Source organism: Shouchella oshimensis, assembly GCF_004375095.1.
Classification (GTDB): domain Bacteria; phylum Bacillota; class Bacilli; order Bacillales; family Bacillaceae_D; genus Shouchella; species Shouchella oshimensis.
Genome location: NZ_SNUX01000002.1, coordinates 459,629 through 479,041, shown reverse-complemented (window position 1 = coordinate 479,041; position 19,413 = coordinate 459,629). Strand labels below are relative to the sequence as shown.

Sequence of the window (19,413 nt, the reverse complement as noted above, 5' to 3'; positions counted from 1 at the left end):
GAGGAGTGCCTCTTCCTCATCGCTTTTTTGTTGCTAACTCATTTCCAAATTAAAGTAGCCCTTTTAATAAATCATAATCTTAGCTCTTATTTATTTTTGCAATTTTCTCTTACTGTAAAACAAAATAAATGTAGCACTAATAATGATCGTTATTGATAAAAACAAATAAGCTGCTCCTTCAAAACCTCGAGCAACTACAAAACCATAGGCAAATAACCCTAATGAACTACTAATAGCTATTATTGACGGTACATAGACTATTTTCTTACTTTGTTTACCTCTCCCTAACAAAACGGTTATTAAGAAAACAATTAGACCGATAGCTAAACCAATTCCTAAAGGAACCGTTAATAACATCAAACATTCTCCTTTCTAATAAAAATCACCCCTATAGAAGATATACCTAAATCCATCCGGTTAGTTCAAAAAAATTTTGGTGTTACCCAAGTAATTTACCTCTGTCCTCTCTTCAGCTACAATCCAATTCGTTATGTGTCGATAAATATTACGTCCTGAATATATTAATTTGGAGGTACAATGAATTACTTATCACTAGATCAACTACCTAATTTTATTCCATGGTTGACGATTATTATTGCGGTAATTTCGGTTGTGGGATGGATCATTAAGGTGTGGAACACAACACCGTTACAGCTGCTTTATGAACCAAGACATAAAAAAGTTAGCCATAATTTCAGTATTGTAATTATCATATCTTCATTTATTTTTTTAGTATTTTTATATTTCTCTTTTCAAACAGCAGAATACATAGAGGATGATTTTTTAGGGTTTATTGGTTCACTGGCTATTTTCCCATTTTTAGGTGCATTTCTTTTCATATTAGGTCATTATTTCGTACTTATTTTTAGAGAAAAAGTAGTTGTCAGGAAAAATCTCTGTAAATCTGTGGCTGCGATAGGCTTATTGTCATTATTAGCATTAAACTATTGCATAAATGCTATACATGTTCAAAAAGAATTGTACACTATAGAACAACTACCCATAATCACGATTCAATTGTTATTTCTTATAATCTATTTTTTAACAATTCCTATTTATATTCGGAAGATAGAGAAGGCTGGTTATTACTTTGAAATTGAAATTATTCCTGAAGAAGATCAGTCTAGATTACCAAAGAAGATGGTTTTCCAGTACTCCATTCGAGAAGATATCCAGGTAATGTCTTTACCACATACTAAAGGGAAGGATATCTTAACACAAGATACTTTCTATGTGTATCATCTTCAAACTAAGCAATTTCAGAGAATTGAAGGAAAGAGGATTAAAAATTAAGTAGTGTATTATTCTATAAAGAAATTAGGTTACCATTTTTGATTTCGGTACGGTGATGTCGCAAGTCATCGCATCTGTTGGGCTTTGGTTTTAGTCTCTACTTCCTTTCTTTGAGTACCAAAGCTATACGAAAATACTTTAAAGGTTAGCATAGCTATGAGGAGTTTCTACCCTCATAGCTTTTTAATTTTCTTAAAAAGTCCGAACGAAGTCACCTTCAATCTTGCTTCATCTTTTCACTTTATCTCGTTCTAATTTGTAGATCTTTAGTAGTGCTAATCAAAAGGGGTCCTTAGTGCATATAGCTTGAACAAATCTACCTACAGCTTGCACATGCCCAAGATCCAGTAGCTAACACCACGCATAAACTGACCCACAGCCTCTTTAACTTTTAAAAGAAAAACGACAGTGCGCAATAGATTAACAATATGGCCATCATTGCATTTACAACTTTTGTGTGCTTTTTAAGAAACCCACAAAACAAAGAACCAAAAAAAGCCCAGATCAATGATCCTGATGCACCAATAATTGCTAAAATAAAAGCAAAACCGATCAATGCGTTTATAGAAGTATAAGTTGGTAGAATGTATAAGGACATTGCTGTAAACGCATAGATATAAATCTTTGGATTAACAAACTGGATGGCTACTCCAGAAAGGAAGCTCGCCGTTTGATTATCCTCTGTTTCAAATTCACTTGTGCTTTTCCAAACTTTCCAAGCTAAATATAAAATATAAGCAGCACCGACAACTTGCATAACGATCATTGCTTTTGGGACAACACCATACAAGGTTGTAGAAAGAACAGTACAAACCATCATAACGAGCAAAAATCCCGCAAAAATACCTAAATTAAAGCGAAAACTCTTTTTGAAACCTAACCGCATTGCATAATTCATTGACAACAAATTGTTTACTCCAGGTGTATAAGAGGTCACAAAACAATAAATTAAGAAGCTAGATAAACTAAACAATTCTTTCCCCCCATTTTGAAAAGCTTTATTCTCTTATTAACGGTGGTATAATAAGCATAAGCTCCGTTCGTTAAACTGATATAAAATATGCACTATATCGTATGTGCACTATAACGATACACTCGTACTAATATAATGTCAACATAAGGTGGGTTAAACGTTGGAAACTATGAATGAGATTGTTGCTGCAAATATAAAACAGTTGCGTGAGGATAAAAGTTTAAGTTTAGAAATGCTAGCGAAACTGAGTGGAGTTAGTAAAAGTATGCTCGCACAAATTGAACGTGGTGAAGGTAACCCTACGATTAGTACTCTCTGGAAGATCTCGAACGGAATGAAAGTACCTTTTGATGCACTTACTATAAGACCAATAAAGCGATTTGAGATTGTCCATACAACAGATGTACAACCCGTTCTCGAAGACGATCATCGTGTTCGTAACTACCCTCTCTTTCCTGACAATGAAAACAGGAAATTCGCGATTTATCATTTAGAAGTACAAAAAGATGGAAAATGGGAGTCAGAGCCACACTTAAGAGGAGCGACAGAATTTATTACTGTTTATGAAGGACATTTAATGATTAGGGCTGGAGAGGACGAGTTTTATTTAAAAAAAGGAGAAAGCATCCGTTTCCGGGCAGACGTCCCCCATTCGTACCGAAATGTCGGGGAACAACCGATAAGCTTACACATGGTTATCTATAATCCATAAAGGCAATTCTTGGTGAAGAAGAATTAAAATTGTACAAACATGAAACGGAAGGTTGTAAACGCGGTTATGTTTTTATTAATTGATTAATTGAAAAACCTAAAAAGCTATCGTGAGAGGATAGCTTTTTTAATTAATTTAATTTTGACAGCTAAACTATCTATATGAGGGGAAACTTATGTAGTAGACGTTTTGGTAGATCGAGTCTTTGAAGAGAACCCTGTGGCAGTTGTGTATTAGTTAGTTGAGTTTCAGACGATTTAATGTTAAATATTACAAAGATAAAAGAAATCCATCCACTTGTGATACTTAGAAAATTTTGGACTAATCCCTCTATAATTGTGAGGATCTTAACCCTACTTTCCACGTAACTTTTTTATTCAATTCACCTACCTTTTATTTTGGGTAACATTCTCAAAACAACCTACCAGAGTTTTTGGCGTCATCATTTGGGTGGACTGTCCCCCTATAATTCATCAATCACTAACTAACTACACTCGCCAACTTATTACCTGCGATAAACCTGTATAAGTATTATTACGTTTCATTAAGTGAAAAAAATTTCAAGCTCCTTAGTAAAGTGGTTGAAGGCATCGGTGCGGAACCTATTGTGCTGATAAATAAAACTTATACAGTACTTGCGGAATTTTTCAGGGACTTCAATGATCTGGACCTTTTGATTTCCTTGAGTTTTCATTGCCGACTCCGTCACGAGGGACATACCAAGACCTAAAGCCACGAACCGAATAATAGCATCTACTGATCCTAATTCCATTACACTGAGCTTTCCTATCATCTCTTCTTGTATTCATTGCTCCATTGTATCTTGATAAAAGCAGCCAGGGCGACCAGTTACAAGGAGAGGTCTAGTCAGGAACTCCCGTACACTAGCAGAAGTGGGTGCCGAGATGAGAACCAACTCTTCCTCAACGATCCTAACTGTGTCCAAGTTGGATTGTTTATGTTGTCCATACACGAAAGCAACATCCAATTCAAAGGCGTGAATTTTTTCAGTTAAGTCAGAATACAACCCGTTGTTCAATGACATCTTAACATTGGGGAACTTTTTATTGAAGCTTACCAAAAAGTCAGGAAGAAATATGCTGGAGATCGTATCCTGCGACCCTATACGCAAACAACCACCTGACAACTCTGAATAAGGGGTAGTAAGCATGGTTTCCTCAAACAGGTGGACAATTTGTTCGGCGTACTTCATCAAATGAGTACCAGCAGACGTTAAGGTCACACCTCTCTTCTGCCGATTAAACAAAGGTACGCAAAGTTCTGATTCTAAATTCTTGATCCGAGCAGTGATGTTAGATTGGACATAACCAAGTTTGTTGGCGGCACGAGTAAAAATTGCTAAATAGCTCGGCTTAATAATGATTGTTTAATTAGATATAAATGAATCTGACTTTCTAGCCTAAATGATAGTTGTTAGTCGCTTAATACCCCATAATTTAGCAACCGTTCTTCTAGTGTGATAACGCATTATATCAGAGATTAATTGTATCTACTGATATGACATGCTAAACCTCCAATTCTTGAGGGTCAGTTCACTTTATTTAGGTAGGTTTTCGCCGATTGGTAAAAAATGACCTCTGTCAGGCTATTAATATTTATAACAATGTTATATTAATCGCTTAGTTCTTTGATGGTTTTTGCAATAGAAGTTGTGAGTTCTAGTCTTGATACCCAAGAACTTAAAGAAATGTCATCAGATGATTTATTATAATCTGTGAATCTCAAGCCATTTGTACGATAGTAGCCAATTTTATATTCTTTCAATAATAGTGGCCACTCAACATCAGTTACTCTTCTATACGAGTTTTTTACAATTAAATCCAACATCTCCGAATTAATTATACAGGAACCCGCTGTTACATCACAATCGAATCCAATATAATCTGAGAATAACTTGTTACTAATTTTTTCTGTTTCTATCCACGATAATGGATGAGTATTAAATGCTTTCATTGTCCTTCCTATAATAATATAATCATAGTTATTGGTTTCAATATACCTATTTAGAGTATCTAATTCTTCCATGTGATAATTTATCCATGTCAAAAACCTGTCAAAGTCACAATAATGATATAGCAGAACTTTATTGAAAGGTAGATTTTTCAACAAGTCTCTCCTTGCATTTCCAGCCCCGCGCTTCTCAACTCTATAGATTGTAAAATCTAAGTCTAAAAGTAAATCAACTATACTCTTGCTAGTTTCGTTACTAATCGCAACATATTTGTTTACATATTTACAATCTCGTAACCTATCTCCATTTTTAATTATAGCATCGTATAAATGGGAATGAGGATCATGTAGAACCGTTGCCAAAGAAAGATTTTCAAACAAATTACTCACCTCCTTGAGCATATTCCTCTTTTTCACCCCAAAAATTAATGTATGGTGCAAGCTTGATTATCGGACTAACTAAGTTTAACTCATTAATTACTATGTCATAAGTTTTCTCAGTATTAAAAACATCATCCTTGTAATTAGATAGTGTATAATCCGTATCAAAGCAAAAAGCATCATTGTCAAATTTGATATTTTCATTCTCGTTTCTATTTATGTATTTCCCAGTTCCGTGACTACATTGGTAGTCATATAATTCAATGTTTTTATTGGCTTTTATTAAAGTAGAGTGTGTTCCTTTTTCACCAGCTAGTAAACCTATATCGCCAATTTCTCTATATCTTTTCATCACTTTGTTATGCCCCTTTGGAAAAAGTGATTGAAGCCCTCTCGCATGTAAAACTCCCTCATCTCCAAAAGGTTGTATTTTACTGTGACATATATCGCTTATTACATCTAGAGAAATACTTTTGTCTAGAATTGCAGAAAATACATCTTGTATAGAATACTGCGCGTACAAACGACTGGCATAGCCATAATTTTTTAATGCAGATGATGCTTGCAAGAATTTATAGCCATTATCACTGTTTATTTTCATACCAAAAATACCTTCATATATGTCATCTAATTCAAATTCAGGGTTATTAACCGCTTCATCTATTGCATAGTTAAAGTAATTCTCAAACATTATTTTTTTTCCGTGAGTTATGCCAGAATGAATTATTATGATTAATTGACCTTCCTCTAGATTTAATTTTGACGCTGTCTTTCTATCAATAATTTCATCCACATATCTTACTTCCAAGAAATGTCCAGCACAAATCCCAAAATACTCTAATAAACTTTCTTTATCCTCATCTGAAACTTCTAAATGAGCGTTAATATTGCTATGAAGCTCTCTTGCATATAATAAATCATCAAGCGTCCCTATTTTACAGTCGTTAATTATATATCGTGGACCTTCAGTTAATATTTTCTCAATATCCAATGTAGCAACTTTTTCTTTACGAATTCGAGACATATATCCAGTTTGTAGTTCAAGCGCCTCTAATAGTTCATAAGATTTATCTTTATTAACTTCTTTTCTATATATGTTCGTCTTTACAACTCTAAACCCACAGCCAAGATCTGGAACAGCTCCAGGAAAAATATAACCATTCTTACTTGACTTTAGACTAATACCAGACGGGAACCCCCAATTTTTTTGATGACTATCAGGATATATATTAATATTATTCTCAGTATACTTACTCAATCTATTTACAAATCTTAGTATATCTTCATTATAAACATGTGAACTTTTCATAAGTTTACTTACGACCAACAAAAATCACCTCTCTGGTTAATAACGACTATAGTATACATCTTCCCAATTAAACTCTGACATTTTATTGAGTTTTAATTTAACAACATCTTTAACCATCGGTAAACCTATTAGAAAAACCAAAAGAATATTAGTTCTTATATCATAAGTTCCATAATGTTTCCAAGAAACCTGCAACTCATCAATTTCGACATCCTCTTTTTTTAGTTTGGTGAGATAGTCTATATCAAAACTGAACCCTTTGAGATGAGTATTATTAAGAATAATACCTATTGATTTTTTAGAGAATAGTTTAGCGCCGCATTGAATATCTCTAACTTTTATTCTAAACATGCAATTCAGCAAATAACTGTATGTATATCCGGCATATTTGCGAACTATAGGTTGACTAACTCCCTTATATTCTTTATATCTTGATCCTATTACACAGTCTTTTTTATTTTTCACTGCATATTCTATAATCTTGAGATAACTGTTCAAATCAGTACTATTATCAGCATCTAAAAATCCTATGTAATCTCCAGTTGCTTTAGCAATTCCAACAGTTACGGCAGCGCCCTTCCCATTATTATTTTGATAGTGTATCAATTTAATTTTTGGAAATACATTACTCGCTTTCATAATTTCAGAGATTGAATTATCCGTGCTTCCGTCAACAACAGGAATTAATTCGTAATCGTAAGAAGTAGTTTCCATCATTTCGCCGATGTCACAAAGAGTTTTCCTTATAATTTTTCCATCATTGTAATTAGGGATAATAATTGAAATTTTCATTTATATTATCCTTTCATTATCTATAATAAAATGTTTTTTAATAATATCTGAATTTATTATTTTAGATTCTAGTTTGTCTGCTTCGAAAAGTAAGTTAAGATCCATTACTAAGTTTCTTTTTACACTTAAATTAACATCCAATTGGAATTTATCTGCTATAAAGCTTATAAATTCATCTACATTAACTTTATGGAAGCTACAAAACTCCGAAAACTCTAAGTATAGCAAGGAAATATAAACATTTACATTGGACTTTTTATTTCCAGTATTACAATCGTACGTAGTCATGACATCATTTTTGAGTGAGAGTTTTAAATTGTAATCATATTCAATAGATACTGTTCCCTCGTAACCATCAATACTTAACATCATAAAATCTTTAAACTTTTTCGTAGCCCCCTTTACGTCAGTTACGCAAGGTATACCTAATTCTCTAGCTACAATTGCAGTGTGGCTCAATATACCCCCTTCTTCTGAAATGATTCCACTAGATTTCCTCATAACCTCTATGTATGATGGATCTGTACTTCTACAAACGATAACATCGCCCTCATTCATTTTATAAAAATCTTCATTGCTTGTAATAATTTTAGCATCCCCTTGACAATAGCCAATTGAGGCAGATACACCATTATGCTTCAACCCACTACCCTTAGTAACATTCTCAATATGTTCTGGTAATTCTTTTGTTATTGGTCTTACTTGTAGGATTTCTACAACACCGTCTTCATTAATTGACCATTCGATATCAACATCTTGAGAGTATATCTTTTTTATACTTTTTACAGCACTTTGAAGACATTTTATATCCTTATTAGTTAAACTATATTGTCCTGCTAATGTTTTGGGTAGTTGATAAATTCCAATTTGCTCAAACGGATCAATCATTAAAAGTGAGCATAAATGATCCTCATTATTTAATTCAATCCATACTTGATCTCCAATTTCGTAATGGTAAAGATCACTTATGTGCAAGGTTGCCATACTTTTATCATTTTTCTTTTTCATAATTTTATTTTCATTGTCTATAATTGTTTGATCTGGAGTAACTAAACCATCGACTACAGAAGAAGCTAATCCCCAGTTAGATTCAATTGTCAACGTTTCCTTATTATTGATAAATGCCACTCCCGATACTTTTGATGAACACATGGGCTGTATAATCAAAGCCATGTGTTTATTATCTGAAATATCTAGTGAATTTCTATAAGCTTTAGCCGCACCGGAATTATAATAATCATACCAACAAACCTTAACAGCAATAATTAACTCACTTAGTTTGTTACAAAATCCAACAATCGATTTAAATTGGCCAGCGAAACTTACATTTTCATTATCTTCACTAAGTGAAGATGATCGACAGACCAACAACTCATCCTTTCTAAACGCATGTAACAATTCTCGTAAATTTTCCGTTTGTCTCTCGCTAAATTCACCATTTAACACCTTTTTTGGTGTACTAAATGGATCATATACATTGTTGTTTTCTAAGAAATCAATGTGAAATTGATTAGTAATAACGTACGAATTAGGAACCTTTATGTTATTTTTAAATAGCGTTTGAAGATTGAAGGCCTTATTTCCAACTTGTTCCCTCTTAACATTGTCTTTGAACAAATTAACTACCATTTTTATATCACCCTTCCACTATTTAAATTATATTCTCGATTTTTAAGTTTTTATAATCCAATCCTTTTTTTCGAGTAAACTTATACAACTGCCTTTGAACTTGCATCTGCAATATATGCCTTTTTTCCTCTTCATGATTAACAAAGCCAATCATTCTAGCAAAATGTATAAGTTCTTTTGCAATATTTTTATCAATTTCTCCATTCTTAAAGCTTTGATGAACATCAAAGTACGCATAGTACTTATTTTGTATAGATTTCTCACGTGAATTTTTAATTGACATAATTCTTTTATCTATTGCGGCTACACTTCCAAATTTTTCTTTTAATAATCTTAATTCTTCAATTACACCTTCATCTTTTTCAAGAATTGAGGGCTCTAATGTAAATTCTTTAAGGCAACCATACATGTCTTTGAAAAATTCTAGATCTATATATTTATCTTCCATTAACAGTTTTGTGCATTCTAAAAGCTTTAACTCAAGAAGAGTAAAATGGGGCATACAATTTGGGGTTGCAAAACTCAGATATAATTGATTACCTTTATTTTGTCCAAAAAATTGGATAAAGATTTTCCTGTATTCTTCTAAAGGTATAAACCAATTGAAACTTGTCATCGATAACATGTAATAAATTTCATCTAATTCATCAGGTAACACATTTAAATCCACTCTTATTTTTTGAACCAAGAGCTGCACATTATGTAAAATTCTATCGCATTTATCAATCAAACTATCTATATAGTTTAAATCCTTTAATAATAGAATCTCTAGCTTATTGTTTAAGATGGTATATTGATTTTTATCAAAACGTACAGTACCTGAAGATATCGACTCTGCGTATTCAACATCCTTCCCTAAATAAAGGTTCCAGATTTTCTTCATACCATTCTCATATAGACCTAAAATTATCGGCGAATCAAATTTGAGTGAAAAAGAGAAATTTGCTATTACATTCTTTTCATTTTCTATTATCAATTTTAACCCTCTCCAACATAAATTATGTAGTATTAAAAATCAGAAAAATAGCTTAAATATACTTATCCTAATGAACTTTACAGAAGAACCTGCTAACTCTCCTATAAAAATTACTTATCTGACTTAGATAGATCTTGACGAATTGTTGAAATTCTTACTGCATTCTTAATTTGTTGCTGTAACTTATCCTTAAAAGCTATTACAGTGTCATTCCCCATAAGTTCACCCCTCTTATTTTATATAATGAATTGCTAATTAATAGGATTATGAAGAACCCGTTAACTCTCCTATACAATTATTTATCTGACTTAGATAGTTCTTGACGAATTGTTGAAATTCTTACTGCATTCTTGATTTGTTGTTGTAACTTATCCTTAAAAGCTATTACAGATTCATTCCCCATAAATACTACCTCCTTTTTATTAATAATTTGAATTTTTAGTTAGCAGGTTCTTCTGTAAAATTCATTAAGACTCCCACATATCAAGTTAGGCTTAGAATGTTTTACTAGTAAGTTTTCTTTCAATCATATTCATCATTATCAAAGCCAATAAAAAGTAAAATAATCCTATAATTATCATTATAATAAGATTAACTACGTCAAACTTTGCTCCATCTAAAAAATCACGGATAAGCGTAACTCCATACTTTAAAGGTGTTGTATAAGAAAGTAAATCAAGAACCAAAGGAAGCTGTACTGTTGGAAAATTTATTCCTGATATAAACAGCAATCCTAACATAGAAAAATTTGCTATTGAAACTGTATCTTTGTATATAAAAGTGAGTACACCTAAAAATACCCCCATCATTGATAAACTAATACTTAACAATAGTAATAATCCAAGTAATGCAATAAACTCCAAGGAAGAAATATTTATTGTCCAGAAAAAACTTATAAAAAGAAATCCAATTATACTCATAAAAAGCCCGTCAAATATATGTATAAAAGCTTTGGAAAGTAAAAATAAATACCTTTCAATTGGGCTAATTAAAATAAATTGCATTAAACCTATCTCACGATCTCTTGCAACAGATGTAACTACACCTAATATATTACTTAATACAAGCATAAAAACCACATTACCAACCAATACATAATTTACGTAACTATCATCTCTGAAAAAGTATGCTACTAATGCGAAAAAAATTATTTGGGTAATAGGTACGATTGATTTATTTAGTATATGGTTTTTAAGATTCCCAAAAACACCCGTTCCTACATAGGCTAAGTATGATAACCTTAATAACCTCCCCATTTAATGTTACACCTCGTTCAATTGATTATTCATATATAGTGTTTCAATTTTCTTGTATACTATGTTTGCAATATAGGTATATATTAAAGAAATGAAAATAATTATTAGAATATACACCCACGCCTGATTAGCGGTTATAGATCCAGATGCTATGCCTTGAAAAAATTTCACTATCCACATAGGAGATAAAATATAACTAAAGTACTCTATCGGACCTGGTAAAAAACTCACGGGAATTATCGCACCCGATAAAATAAAAATAATCCTAGTAAATAAGGTACTGAATACTGAAAAATCCTTCACTAGAACTGACAAGCCAGCTAACATAGTACCTACCACTGCTAGATTAATTACTGAAAATATAATACACAGAAACATGCTTACAATACTTATTTTAGATATTTGTATATCGTAATTTAGGTTAATAAATATAAACATTGCAAAAAATGTAACTGTACCGAGACTTGAATAAGTTATACCTCTGATAAACATAATACTAAGTAGGCTAGTGTTAGATAAAAAAAGATTTTGTATATTCCCAAGTCGCAATTCTTTCTTCAACTCACTGCTAGATAATATTACATTAGATACCCACATACCTATAACTAATGAACCAATTAAAATATTCATCAATAAATGCGGTTGGTTTTCAAAATTGCCTATAAAAAGAACAGTTAGAATAAAAACAACCGGTACACCAGATGTCATTAATAACCAATTATTACTCCTACTGAGTAACGAAAATGTTAATCTTATAAGCACAATGTATTTTCTCAGAAATTTCATTTTGTGCTCATCCCTTTGCCTTCAATAAATCCATATATACATTTTCTATATCATATTCTTGAACGGAGATATTCGAGATTTCACTTTCTTGTATGTGGGTTTTTAGTAAATCATGCAACCCAAAATCTTTACCTGTTTCAATCTCTAATCTTTTTTCATTAATAACATAATTCAATATCCTCTTATCTTGATTGAGCTTCTCCAGATCTTTATCATTAAAAAAATCAAAATCGAGAGTGAAAATATTATTATTCTGCATCTCTTTTTTAAGGTTATCCGGATTATCAATTTTCAACATTTCACCTTTTGAAATAAATCCTATTTCATCGCAAAGCATTTCTACCTCTTTCATATAATGACTCGTATAGATAATAGTTTTTCCATGTTCAACAGATAAATTTTTAATAATCTCTCGTAACCTTAAAGATATTTCTACATCTAAACCTAAAGTAGGCTCATCCATAAAAATGATAGAAGGATTATTTAATAAACCTCTTGCAATATGTAATCGTTGCTTCATCCCCTTAGAAAAGCTTGACACCTGATTATGACGAGCATCATATAAACCGACCAATTTAAATATTTCTTCAGATTTTGAGCGGTAATCTTTTACACTATTAAGTTCCCCAAAGTACATCATATTTTCCATAGCAGTTAATTTCCAATAAAGACCACTCTCACCGCCGTAAATTAATGATATATTTCTCCTGATTTCTTTTTTGTCTTTAATTATATCTTTACCCATGATCTCTATATGACCTTCTTGTGGGGTTAGTAGCGTTGACATCAGTTTTATCAACGTACTTTTTCCAGCTCCGTTAGGTCCGATTAATCCAAAAATAGATCCCTTCTTCACCGAAAAGTTAATGTCATTTAATGCTATATTCCTTTTTTTTCGGATATTATAAGCATAACTAATTCCTTTAACATCTATTGACAGCTCCATTTTCCACCTCTTAAAAACTAAAAATAATATATTATCTGATTATAATTTAAATTAAATTTAAAGTAAATATTAAATTAATTAAATCAATATCGAAAATGTTGAAATCTATACCTGAAAGCGTCAATAAAACCTGTCCAGAAAATTTTCAACCTAACCAAATCTATTTTAAGTGATATATTTTCGAAATTAACGCGTATGATTGTTAACATTTTCCCGCTTACATACCTCCTCATATATCTAATTGAGCCATTTAAATATATTATAAAAAAACCACTATTTATATATAGAAGAAACTCGTCAGTTGTAATGAAAAAGTCATCCAGATTATATCAATTGTAACATTCTTTAGATCACTCTCAGTTGCAATTAACTTTTATATTGTGACCCATCCTCATATGATAGAAAGACCTGTTTATTATTCGTTTTAACTTCCCAAAAACACGTCAAGTTTTCTCATTTAAAAAAAGAGCAGCTGTTTAGGCGACTGCTCTTTTTACAGACTATGGGCGTTTTGTATAGTTTTGAAACATCTACAATAGGAACATTGAGTGTGAAACTAGTTTCCCTTGCTGATGTTGCCCATTTTCTTCTAATGTCTGCTTCAATGTCGGAAATATCAACTTCCAACAGATTTCCTGTGTATATGAACCAGCTACTTCCTTAACCGGTTACCTTATATGTCCAAGTTGTATAACTCCATCGTTGTTTATCATACACCCGTAACGCGTAATCCCAACTCTGTAGGTTGCTAAACAATGTAAATTCTCCAACCAAAAGAGGGACAGGGTAATTGGTCCATTCATTGACCATCGTCACTTTTGAATCCACAAACTGTTTCTGATAGTCGTGAATATTCATTAAGATATCAAACGTCCGAATGCTTACGAACCCGTTAATGAAACCACCTCTTTCCCTTAGTCGTAGATTGACTAACTACTAGAACGATTCAATGAGGTGCTTATTATTTTCGATTTCGGTACGGTAATGTTGCGAGTTATCGCTTTTGCGGGTCTTGGTTTTGTCTTCTACTTACTTTTTCTTTGAGGCAAAGCTCTAAGAAAATACTTAAAACGTTAGCATCGTTATGAGGAGTACCTCTTCCTCATCGCTTTTTTATTACTTAACTTTGTTTTTAAGAATTAAAAACAGGTCTATTATCAATTTATACAGAAATCCATATAGCGAAGGATTTTGAGACGGTAATGTTTTATTTTGTAGGATGAAAGACAAACAGGCAAAAAGAGGCTGGGACATAACTCAGTCATTTAAAAGAGGCAGGCACTTCCCGGATGGGAAGTGCCTGCCTCTTATTTATTTGAATTCTGTTTAATTAATGTTAATAAGGATCCCCTCTGTTAGAATTAAGTTACCACACAAAAAACTAAAGAGGAGGGATCCTTATGTTTCAAGATTATAACATGGATGACGTGGTTTTACCTATCGATTTAGAAAGAAAGTTACCAGAGAATGATATTGCCAAGATCGTGAATCAATTAACAGAAAGTATCCCCGATGAAGCGTTCAACCCTTTCCTTCGGAAAACATGCAAACCTGCCTACCATCCACCCATGGTGGTGGTCTTATGTGCGTATACGCAATCGGTCTTTTCTGGTCGAAAGATTGAAGCGAACGCTAATAAGTTCACGATCGTGTGGCGGAAGTCCGTTGAAAAATATAGGAGCTGACGGAGAAATCGAACCAAATGTACGATGAGTTATTGGAACAAGAGATTATCCCTGCCATCGAACGAGAGGATCCCGAAGCTCTCTCTAACGAGGAGCTTATCCACGTGGCAGAGAAACTAGATGAACTTGTGCAAGCCTATGATCAACAAATTGAAGCAAGTGAAAGGCATTACGTTCCAAGCGTAAAGCGCCAATACAATACCGGAAACGCTGGTTAGACTTCATCGCTCGAAAGAAAAAATACCAAAATGATATGGAGATCTTTGAAGAAAGAAATAGTTATTCAAAACCGATCAAGACGCCACCTTTATGCGCATGAAAGATGACTATATGAGAATTGGGCAACTTAAACCTGGATATAATGTTCAATTAGCGACCGAAGGTCAATACGCCTTAGCTAATGATATCTTCCCCAACCTACAGATACTCGCACGCTGATTCCTTTTTTAGATTCGATTGAAGAAGACTTTTTTGAGTTACCTACGTATCTGATTGCCGATGCAGGGTACGGAAGTGAACAAAACTATGACGATGTCATTCAGAACCGGAAGCGAATACCTTTGATGACCTATAATCAATACCGGAAAGAGCAAAAGAAGAAAACAAAGCGTGATCCGTTACAAGTCACAAACTGGCCGTATAACCCTGAAGAGGATACCTACACATGTCCAAACGGTCAAAAGCTATCGTTTTCCCATGAATCGCACCGCCGCGACAAATACGGAATTAACCGAAACTATTGAGTGTACGAGCGTGAGAGTTGTGCGTCTTGCCCGTTTCGATCGCAATGCACCAAAGCAAAAAAAGGAAACCACCGTCGAATCGCCATAAACGAGCACTGGAATCAACAAAAAACTTATTCGAAACAGTTACTTTCAGAGGAGAAAACATGGCACTCTATCGTAAGCGTAAAATCGATGTGGAGACAGTTTTCGGATTTCTGAAGACTAATTTAGGTTTCACACGATTCTTAGTCCGAAGGACAGAGAAGGTAAAAAACGAAATGGGATTCGCATTCATGGCGTTGAACATGAGGAAATACACCGCCGTTAGGGTGCGGTGTCGCCCAATCTCAATCATGAGGTTCAAAAAAAGATCTCCTTCATAATTTTTCAAGTAAGGGAGATCTTTTTTTGAGTTAGAAACTAGTTATGTCCCAACCTCTTTTTCACACGACCAAACTTGACTTTTATTCTTATTCACAACGAATTCTTCTTCCTGTTTTGAGGAAAATATATAAATATACTTTTTATATCTCTTCATTAGTTGTTTAACCACCAATAAGAATATACGTTCTGTTTTTTCTGTTCTTCATCTCATAAAAGACTATAGTTATTTCATACATAATGTTGGTGGTACATATAATGCTGTCTAAAACCGCACATTCATTCGTTCAACTTGTTGAGTACACTCACACATACGATGAACAATTATCCAATTACCATTTTTCCAAAGAACAACTTCAATTTACAAGTTTACTATTGGATAAGATTAATAATCCAAATGTTTCAAACACTACTAAACATATATTAATTCTTGAAAACAGGATAATGGTAGGTTATTTTGCTCTACGATGGCGAAAAGCTGTTTAAATACAGCAAAAATCCTAATTCTTTGTTGCTGACAGCCTTCTCAATTGGTTCAAGAAACCAAAGAAAAGGCCTAGCGAAGAATGGCCTTCAACTCTTACCCGAGTTTATTAGAAACAATCTCCTTGATACTGATGAGATTGTATTGGGTGTCAATAAAAGAAACATACCTGCTTATCATCTCTATTTAAAAACAGGATTTGCAGACGAGAATGAATTTTATGAAGGTCCAAAAGGTCCTCAACATATATTGCACCTAAGAGTATAAAAAAAACTTATAGCTTAGTGACCCTTTTAGAAAAAAGGATCACTTTTTTTACGTTACCAAACCGACGTTATCGTAATCTTCTTCTTCCAAGTCACCGACAATTTCACTTAGAATGTCTTCCATCGTCACAAGACCGCTTATGTCACCTTGATCATTTGTCACCATCACCATATGAGTGCGTGTGGCTTTCATCTTTAAGAAGACGTCTTGTATGATCAAAGATTCTTTTACACGTGGTATGTGGTGCAAGTACGAATCGATCCCGTTGGCACGACCTGCTGCGATACTTGTGAGCATTTCTTTCGTGTTTACAAAGCCAACGATCCTTGTTCCTTCTTGGTTTACAACGGGATAACGGGTGTATCCTTGTTGCTCAATGGTTGTTAAAATGTCATCGATCTCCATGTTTTCCTGTAACGTCACGACTTGCTCTTTCGGAATCATGATCTTGCTTAATGTTCGTCCATCAAATGAGAAGATGTTTTCCAAGTAAGCTAGCTCAGTTTGGTTGATTTGTCCGCTATTGTAACTATCTGAGACGATAAGCTTCAACTCTTCTTCTGAGTAGACGGTCTCATGTCCTGCTGGTTTAACGCCAAACCACCCTAGTAACTTGCGGGCTGATCCGTTTAAAATGCGAATGAAGGGTCCCATGATGACCCCAAACCAGTAAAGGGGAGGTGCTAATAGAAGCGTCATCTTCTCAGGAAACTGGATTGCAAGTGTTTTTGGCGCTAATTCTCCAATTACCACGTGGAGAAAAGTGACGATAGCAAGGGCAATGGCGTAAGACATGGCGGTTGCCAATGCGTCTGGGACGCTGTAGTAGTCAAACACAGGCCGCAGGATATTTTGAACAGTTGGTTCACCTAATGCACCTAGCACAAGCGCTGTAATGGTAATCCCTAGCTGGCAGGCAGATAGGTAGTAATCAAGCTCATGTGCCACTTTCTTAGCAAGAACCGCTTTTTTGTTCCCTTCTGAAACGAGCTGATCAAGCCTTGACATCCGAACCTTTAAAATCGCAAACTCTCCACCGACAAACAGTCCGGTCAAAAGAATAAAGAGTGCGACAAGGGTTAGATTTATACTAATAAATGGGTCCAATTCATCCTTCTCATGTAGAGAAGGGTTCACCTCCGTATCATTTAAGTTGCTTGAGTAAGCTTAACTGGTTGGGGTTGCGTCCACTTTACTTTCTTAACATGGTGTTCGTCTGCTTCGACAACCGACCAAACATGGCCTTCTACTTCCATTTGAATGCCTTCAATCGGTCCATCCATGACGTGACTGTTTTGTAAGAGCCAGCCACCGATGGTATCCACGTGTTCACGATCATGAAACACCAATCCAAATTGCTCCTCTAAATCATTTAACAGCACACGACCGTTAATCAAGTAATCGTTCGGTCCGACTTGTTCAATATCGCTTTCTTCATCCCGATCGAATTCGTCACGTATTTCCCCGACCAATTCTTCAATGACTTCTTCCATTGTGACAAGACCTGCCGTACCACCGAATTCATCAATAATGACAGCCATATGCACTTTTTCTTTTTGCATTTTGTGCATCACATCTTGAATGCTCGTTGCTTCAAAAATAAATGGAAGCTCGCGCATATAGGACTTAATGGATACATCTTTTCCAGCAACAATCGCTTGAAGCATTTTCTTCGCGTTGACGACGCCAAGAATATTGTCTTTGTCGCCATCTTCTATAACTGGGTATCGCGTATAGTTGTAGCGATCCATTAACGCCACTAGTTCCTCTATCGCCATGCCTTCATGGATGGTAATCATTTCTGTACGTGGCACCATAATGTCTTTTGCCACATGTTCGTCAAATGAAAAGACGTTCTCCATATATTGAAGTTCTTCTTTATCAATCGCGCCGCCTGCATAGCTTTGCGCCATAATAATTTTCAGTTCTTCTTCTGTGTACGCTTGATCATGACCAAGCGGCTTGACGCCAAACACTCTTAACAATAAACGAGAGGCACCATTTAACGTCAGAATAAATGGGTACATCAGTTTACCGAACCAATACAATGGTTCTGATAAAAGCAAAGTCATTTTTTCCGAGAATTGAATTGCCAATGTTTTAGGCGCCATTTCCCCGATGACAACGTGTAAATAGGTCACAAGTAGAAACGCAACCGCATAAGAAATGGCAGATGATAAGGAGTCTGACACATTAAAGAAGTCAAACAAAGGATACATTAAACTACTTACAGCAGGCTTACCAAGTGCACCTAGACCTAAAGCTGTTACGGTAATCCCAAGCTGACAGGCCGATAAATAGTAATCGAGGTTCTGCGTAATTGTTTTGGCGACAGTCGCCTGTTTATTTCCTTCCGCAATCAGTTGATCAATTCGTGAGCTTCGGATCTTGACGACCGCAAATTCAGAAGCTACAAAGAAAGCGGTTAATGCTAAAAATAGTACAATGAGCAAGAGATTAATAAATATGCTTACTTCCAATGATTTCCCTTAAAGAAGGGATTCACCTCCAAGAATTGTTGTTTGTTTCAGTCACTCTCAGAAACAGATTCACTTTTCTCTTTAGCTCCTCAATCTTTTATGAATGACAAAGAGGGCAGCTTAGAAAAGCAACCGTTTCTTGCGCTAGTTCCGTTTGATTTCTGTTAAAAAGCGTCGCCTTCCCAATGGGTGTCCCTCCCTATCGTTAACGTATTGTTGGCTAAACACCTTTACGTTCGAGCTTCCTCACGTATTTGGTGTAAGAAGAGTATAGCAAATTCCCGTAATCGAAAGCCGTTTGCGTTACATCTTACAAAATACATTTACACAAACTTTACAAAAGCCTGTCCCACAATAGTGAGACAGG

The 19,413-nt window shown here is 34.3% G+C and carries 16 protein-coding genes and 2 pseudogenes; 4 read left to right on the top strand and 14 right to left on the bottom strand.

The window, feature by feature from the left end; all coding sequences use genetic code 11:
* Positions 1-90: 90 nt before the first annotated feature.
* A complete protein-coding gene (locus E2L03_RS08485; protein ID WP_055735744.1) occupies positions 91-357 on the bottom strand; it encodes a YesK family protein in 267 nt (88 codons plus the stop codon).
* A gap of 180 nt (positions 358-537) precedes the next feature.
* Between E2L03_RS08485 and E2L03_RS08480 the strand changes: the two genes are divergently transcribed.
* The gene (locus tag E2L03_RS08480; RefSeq protein ID WP_134258930.1) at positions 538-1,293 is read left to right on the top strand and encodes a hypothetical protein; all 756 of its coding nucleotides are present in this window, start codon (positions 538-540) and stop codon (positions 1,291-1,293) included.
* A 391-nt stretch (positions 1,294-1,684) separates the two neighbouring features.
* Here E2L03_RS08480 and E2L03_RS08475 read toward each other — a convergent pair whose 3' ends face one another.
* The gene (locus E2L03_RS08475; RefSeq protein WP_134258929.1) at positions 1,685-2,266 is read right to left on the bottom strand and encodes a LysE family transporter; all 582 of its coding nucleotides are present in this window, start codon (positions 2,264-2,266) and stop codon (positions 1,685-1,687) included.
* A gap of 169 nt (positions 2,267-2,435) precedes the next feature.
* On the opposite strand from E2L03_RS08475, the gene E2L03_RS08470 reads away from it, so the two are divergent.
* Positions 2,436-2,978, top strand: a complete 543-nt coding sequence (locus tag E2L03_RS08470; RefSeq protein WP_241741872.1) for a helix-turn-helix domain-containing protein — start codon at positions 2,436-2,438, stop codon at positions 2,976-2,978.
* A 544-nt stretch (positions 2,979-3,522) separates the two neighbouring features.
* On the opposite strand, the pseudogene E2L03_RS20740 reads toward E2L03_RS08470, so the two are convergent.
* The 10 genes and pseudogenes from E2L03_RS20740 to E2L03_RS08415 all read right to left on the bottom strand — a co-directional run bounded on the left by E2L03_RS20740 (position 3,523) and on the right by E2L03_RS08415 (position 13,882).
* Positions 3,523-4,335: pseudogene (locus E2L03_RS20740) on the bottom strand (LysR family transcriptional regulator).
* A 275-nt stretch (positions 4,336-4,610) separates the two neighbouring features.
* A complete protein-coding gene (locus E2L03_RS08455; RefSeq protein WP_134258925.1) occupies positions 4,611-5,330 on the bottom strand; it encodes a hypothetical protein in 720 nt (239 codons plus the stop codon).
* A 1-nt stretch (position 5,331) separates the two neighbouring features.
* Positions 5,332-6,639, bottom strand: coding sequence for an RtcB family protein (locus E2L03_RS08450; protein WP_166740235.1), 1,308 nt, complete (start codon positions 6,637-6,639; stop codon positions 5,332-5,334).
* 36 nt (positions 6,640-6,675) lie between these two features.
* A complete protein-coding gene (locus E2L03_RS08445; protein ID WP_134258923.1) occupies positions 6,676-7,431 on the bottom strand; it encodes a glycosyltransferase in 756 nt (251 codons plus the stop codon).
* Positions 7,432-9,060 (bottom strand): PEP/pyruvate-binding domain-containing protein, encoded by a 1,629-nt coding sequence (locus tag E2L03_RS08440; protein ID WP_134258922.1) that lies wholly within the window; start codon positions 9,058-9,060, stop codon positions 7,432-7,434.
* A gap of 22 nt (positions 9,061-9,082) precedes the next feature.
* Positions 9,083-10,036 (bottom strand): hypothetical protein, encoded by a 954-nt coding sequence (locus tag E2L03_RS08435; RefSeq protein ID WP_134258921.1) that lies wholly within the window; start codon positions 10,034-10,036, stop codon positions 9,083-9,085.
* 494 nt (positions 10,037-10,530) lie between these two features.
* A complete protein-coding gene (locus tag E2L03_RS08430; RefSeq protein ID WP_134258920.1) occupies positions 10,531-11,292 on the bottom strand; it encodes an ABC transporter permease in 762 nt (253 codons plus the stop codon).
* 6 nt (positions 11,293-11,298) lie between these two features.
* Entirely contained in the window at positions 11,299-12,000 is a 702-nt protein-coding gene (locus tag E2L03_RS08425; RefSeq protein ID WP_243839515.1) for an ABC transporter permease, read from the bottom strand.
* 85 nt (positions 12,001-12,085) lie between these two features.
* Entirely contained in the window at positions 12,086-13,024 is a 939-nt protein-coding gene (locus E2L03_RS08420) for an ABC transporter ATP-binding protein (protein ID WP_134258918.1), read from the bottom strand.
* 660 nt (positions 13,025-13,684) lie between these two features.
* Positions 13,685-13,882, bottom strand: coding sequence for a hypothetical protein (locus tag E2L03_RS08415; protein ID WP_134258917.1), 198 nt, complete (start codon positions 13,880-13,882; stop codon positions 13,685-13,687).
* Between the two features lie 542 nt (positions 13,883-14,424).
* On the opposite strand from E2L03_RS08415, the pseudogene E2L03_RS08410 reads away from it, so the two are divergent.
* Positions 14,425-15,817, top strand: a pseudogene (locus E2L03_RS08410) (transposase).
* Between the two features lie 256 nt (positions 15,818-16,073).
* Positions 16,074-16,301 carry a hypothetical protein gene (locus E2L03_RS08405; protein WP_134258916.1) on the top strand — a complete coding sequence of 76 codons (228 nt, stop codon included), beginning with the start codon at positions 16,074-16,076 and terminating at the stop codon, positions 16,299-16,301.
* 313 nt (positions 16,302-16,614) lie between these two features.
* Here E2L03_RS08405 and E2L03_RS08400 read toward each other — a convergent pair whose 3' ends face one another.
* Together E2L03_RS08400 and E2L03_RS08395 are read right to left on the bottom strand one after the other, a co-directional pair.
* The gene (locus E2L03_RS08400; RefSeq protein ID WP_134258915.1) at positions 16,615-17,673 is read right to left on the bottom strand and encodes a hemolysin family protein; all 1,059 of its coding nucleotides are present in this window, start codon (positions 17,671-17,673) and stop codon (positions 16,615-16,617) included.
* Positions 17,674-17,714: 41 nt separating this feature from the next.
* A complete protein-coding gene (locus E2L03_RS08395; RefSeq protein WP_134258914.1) occupies positions 17,715-19,046 on the bottom strand; it encodes a hemolysin family protein in 1,332 nt (443 codons plus the stop codon).
* Positions 19,047-19,413: the final 367 nt, after the last annotated feature.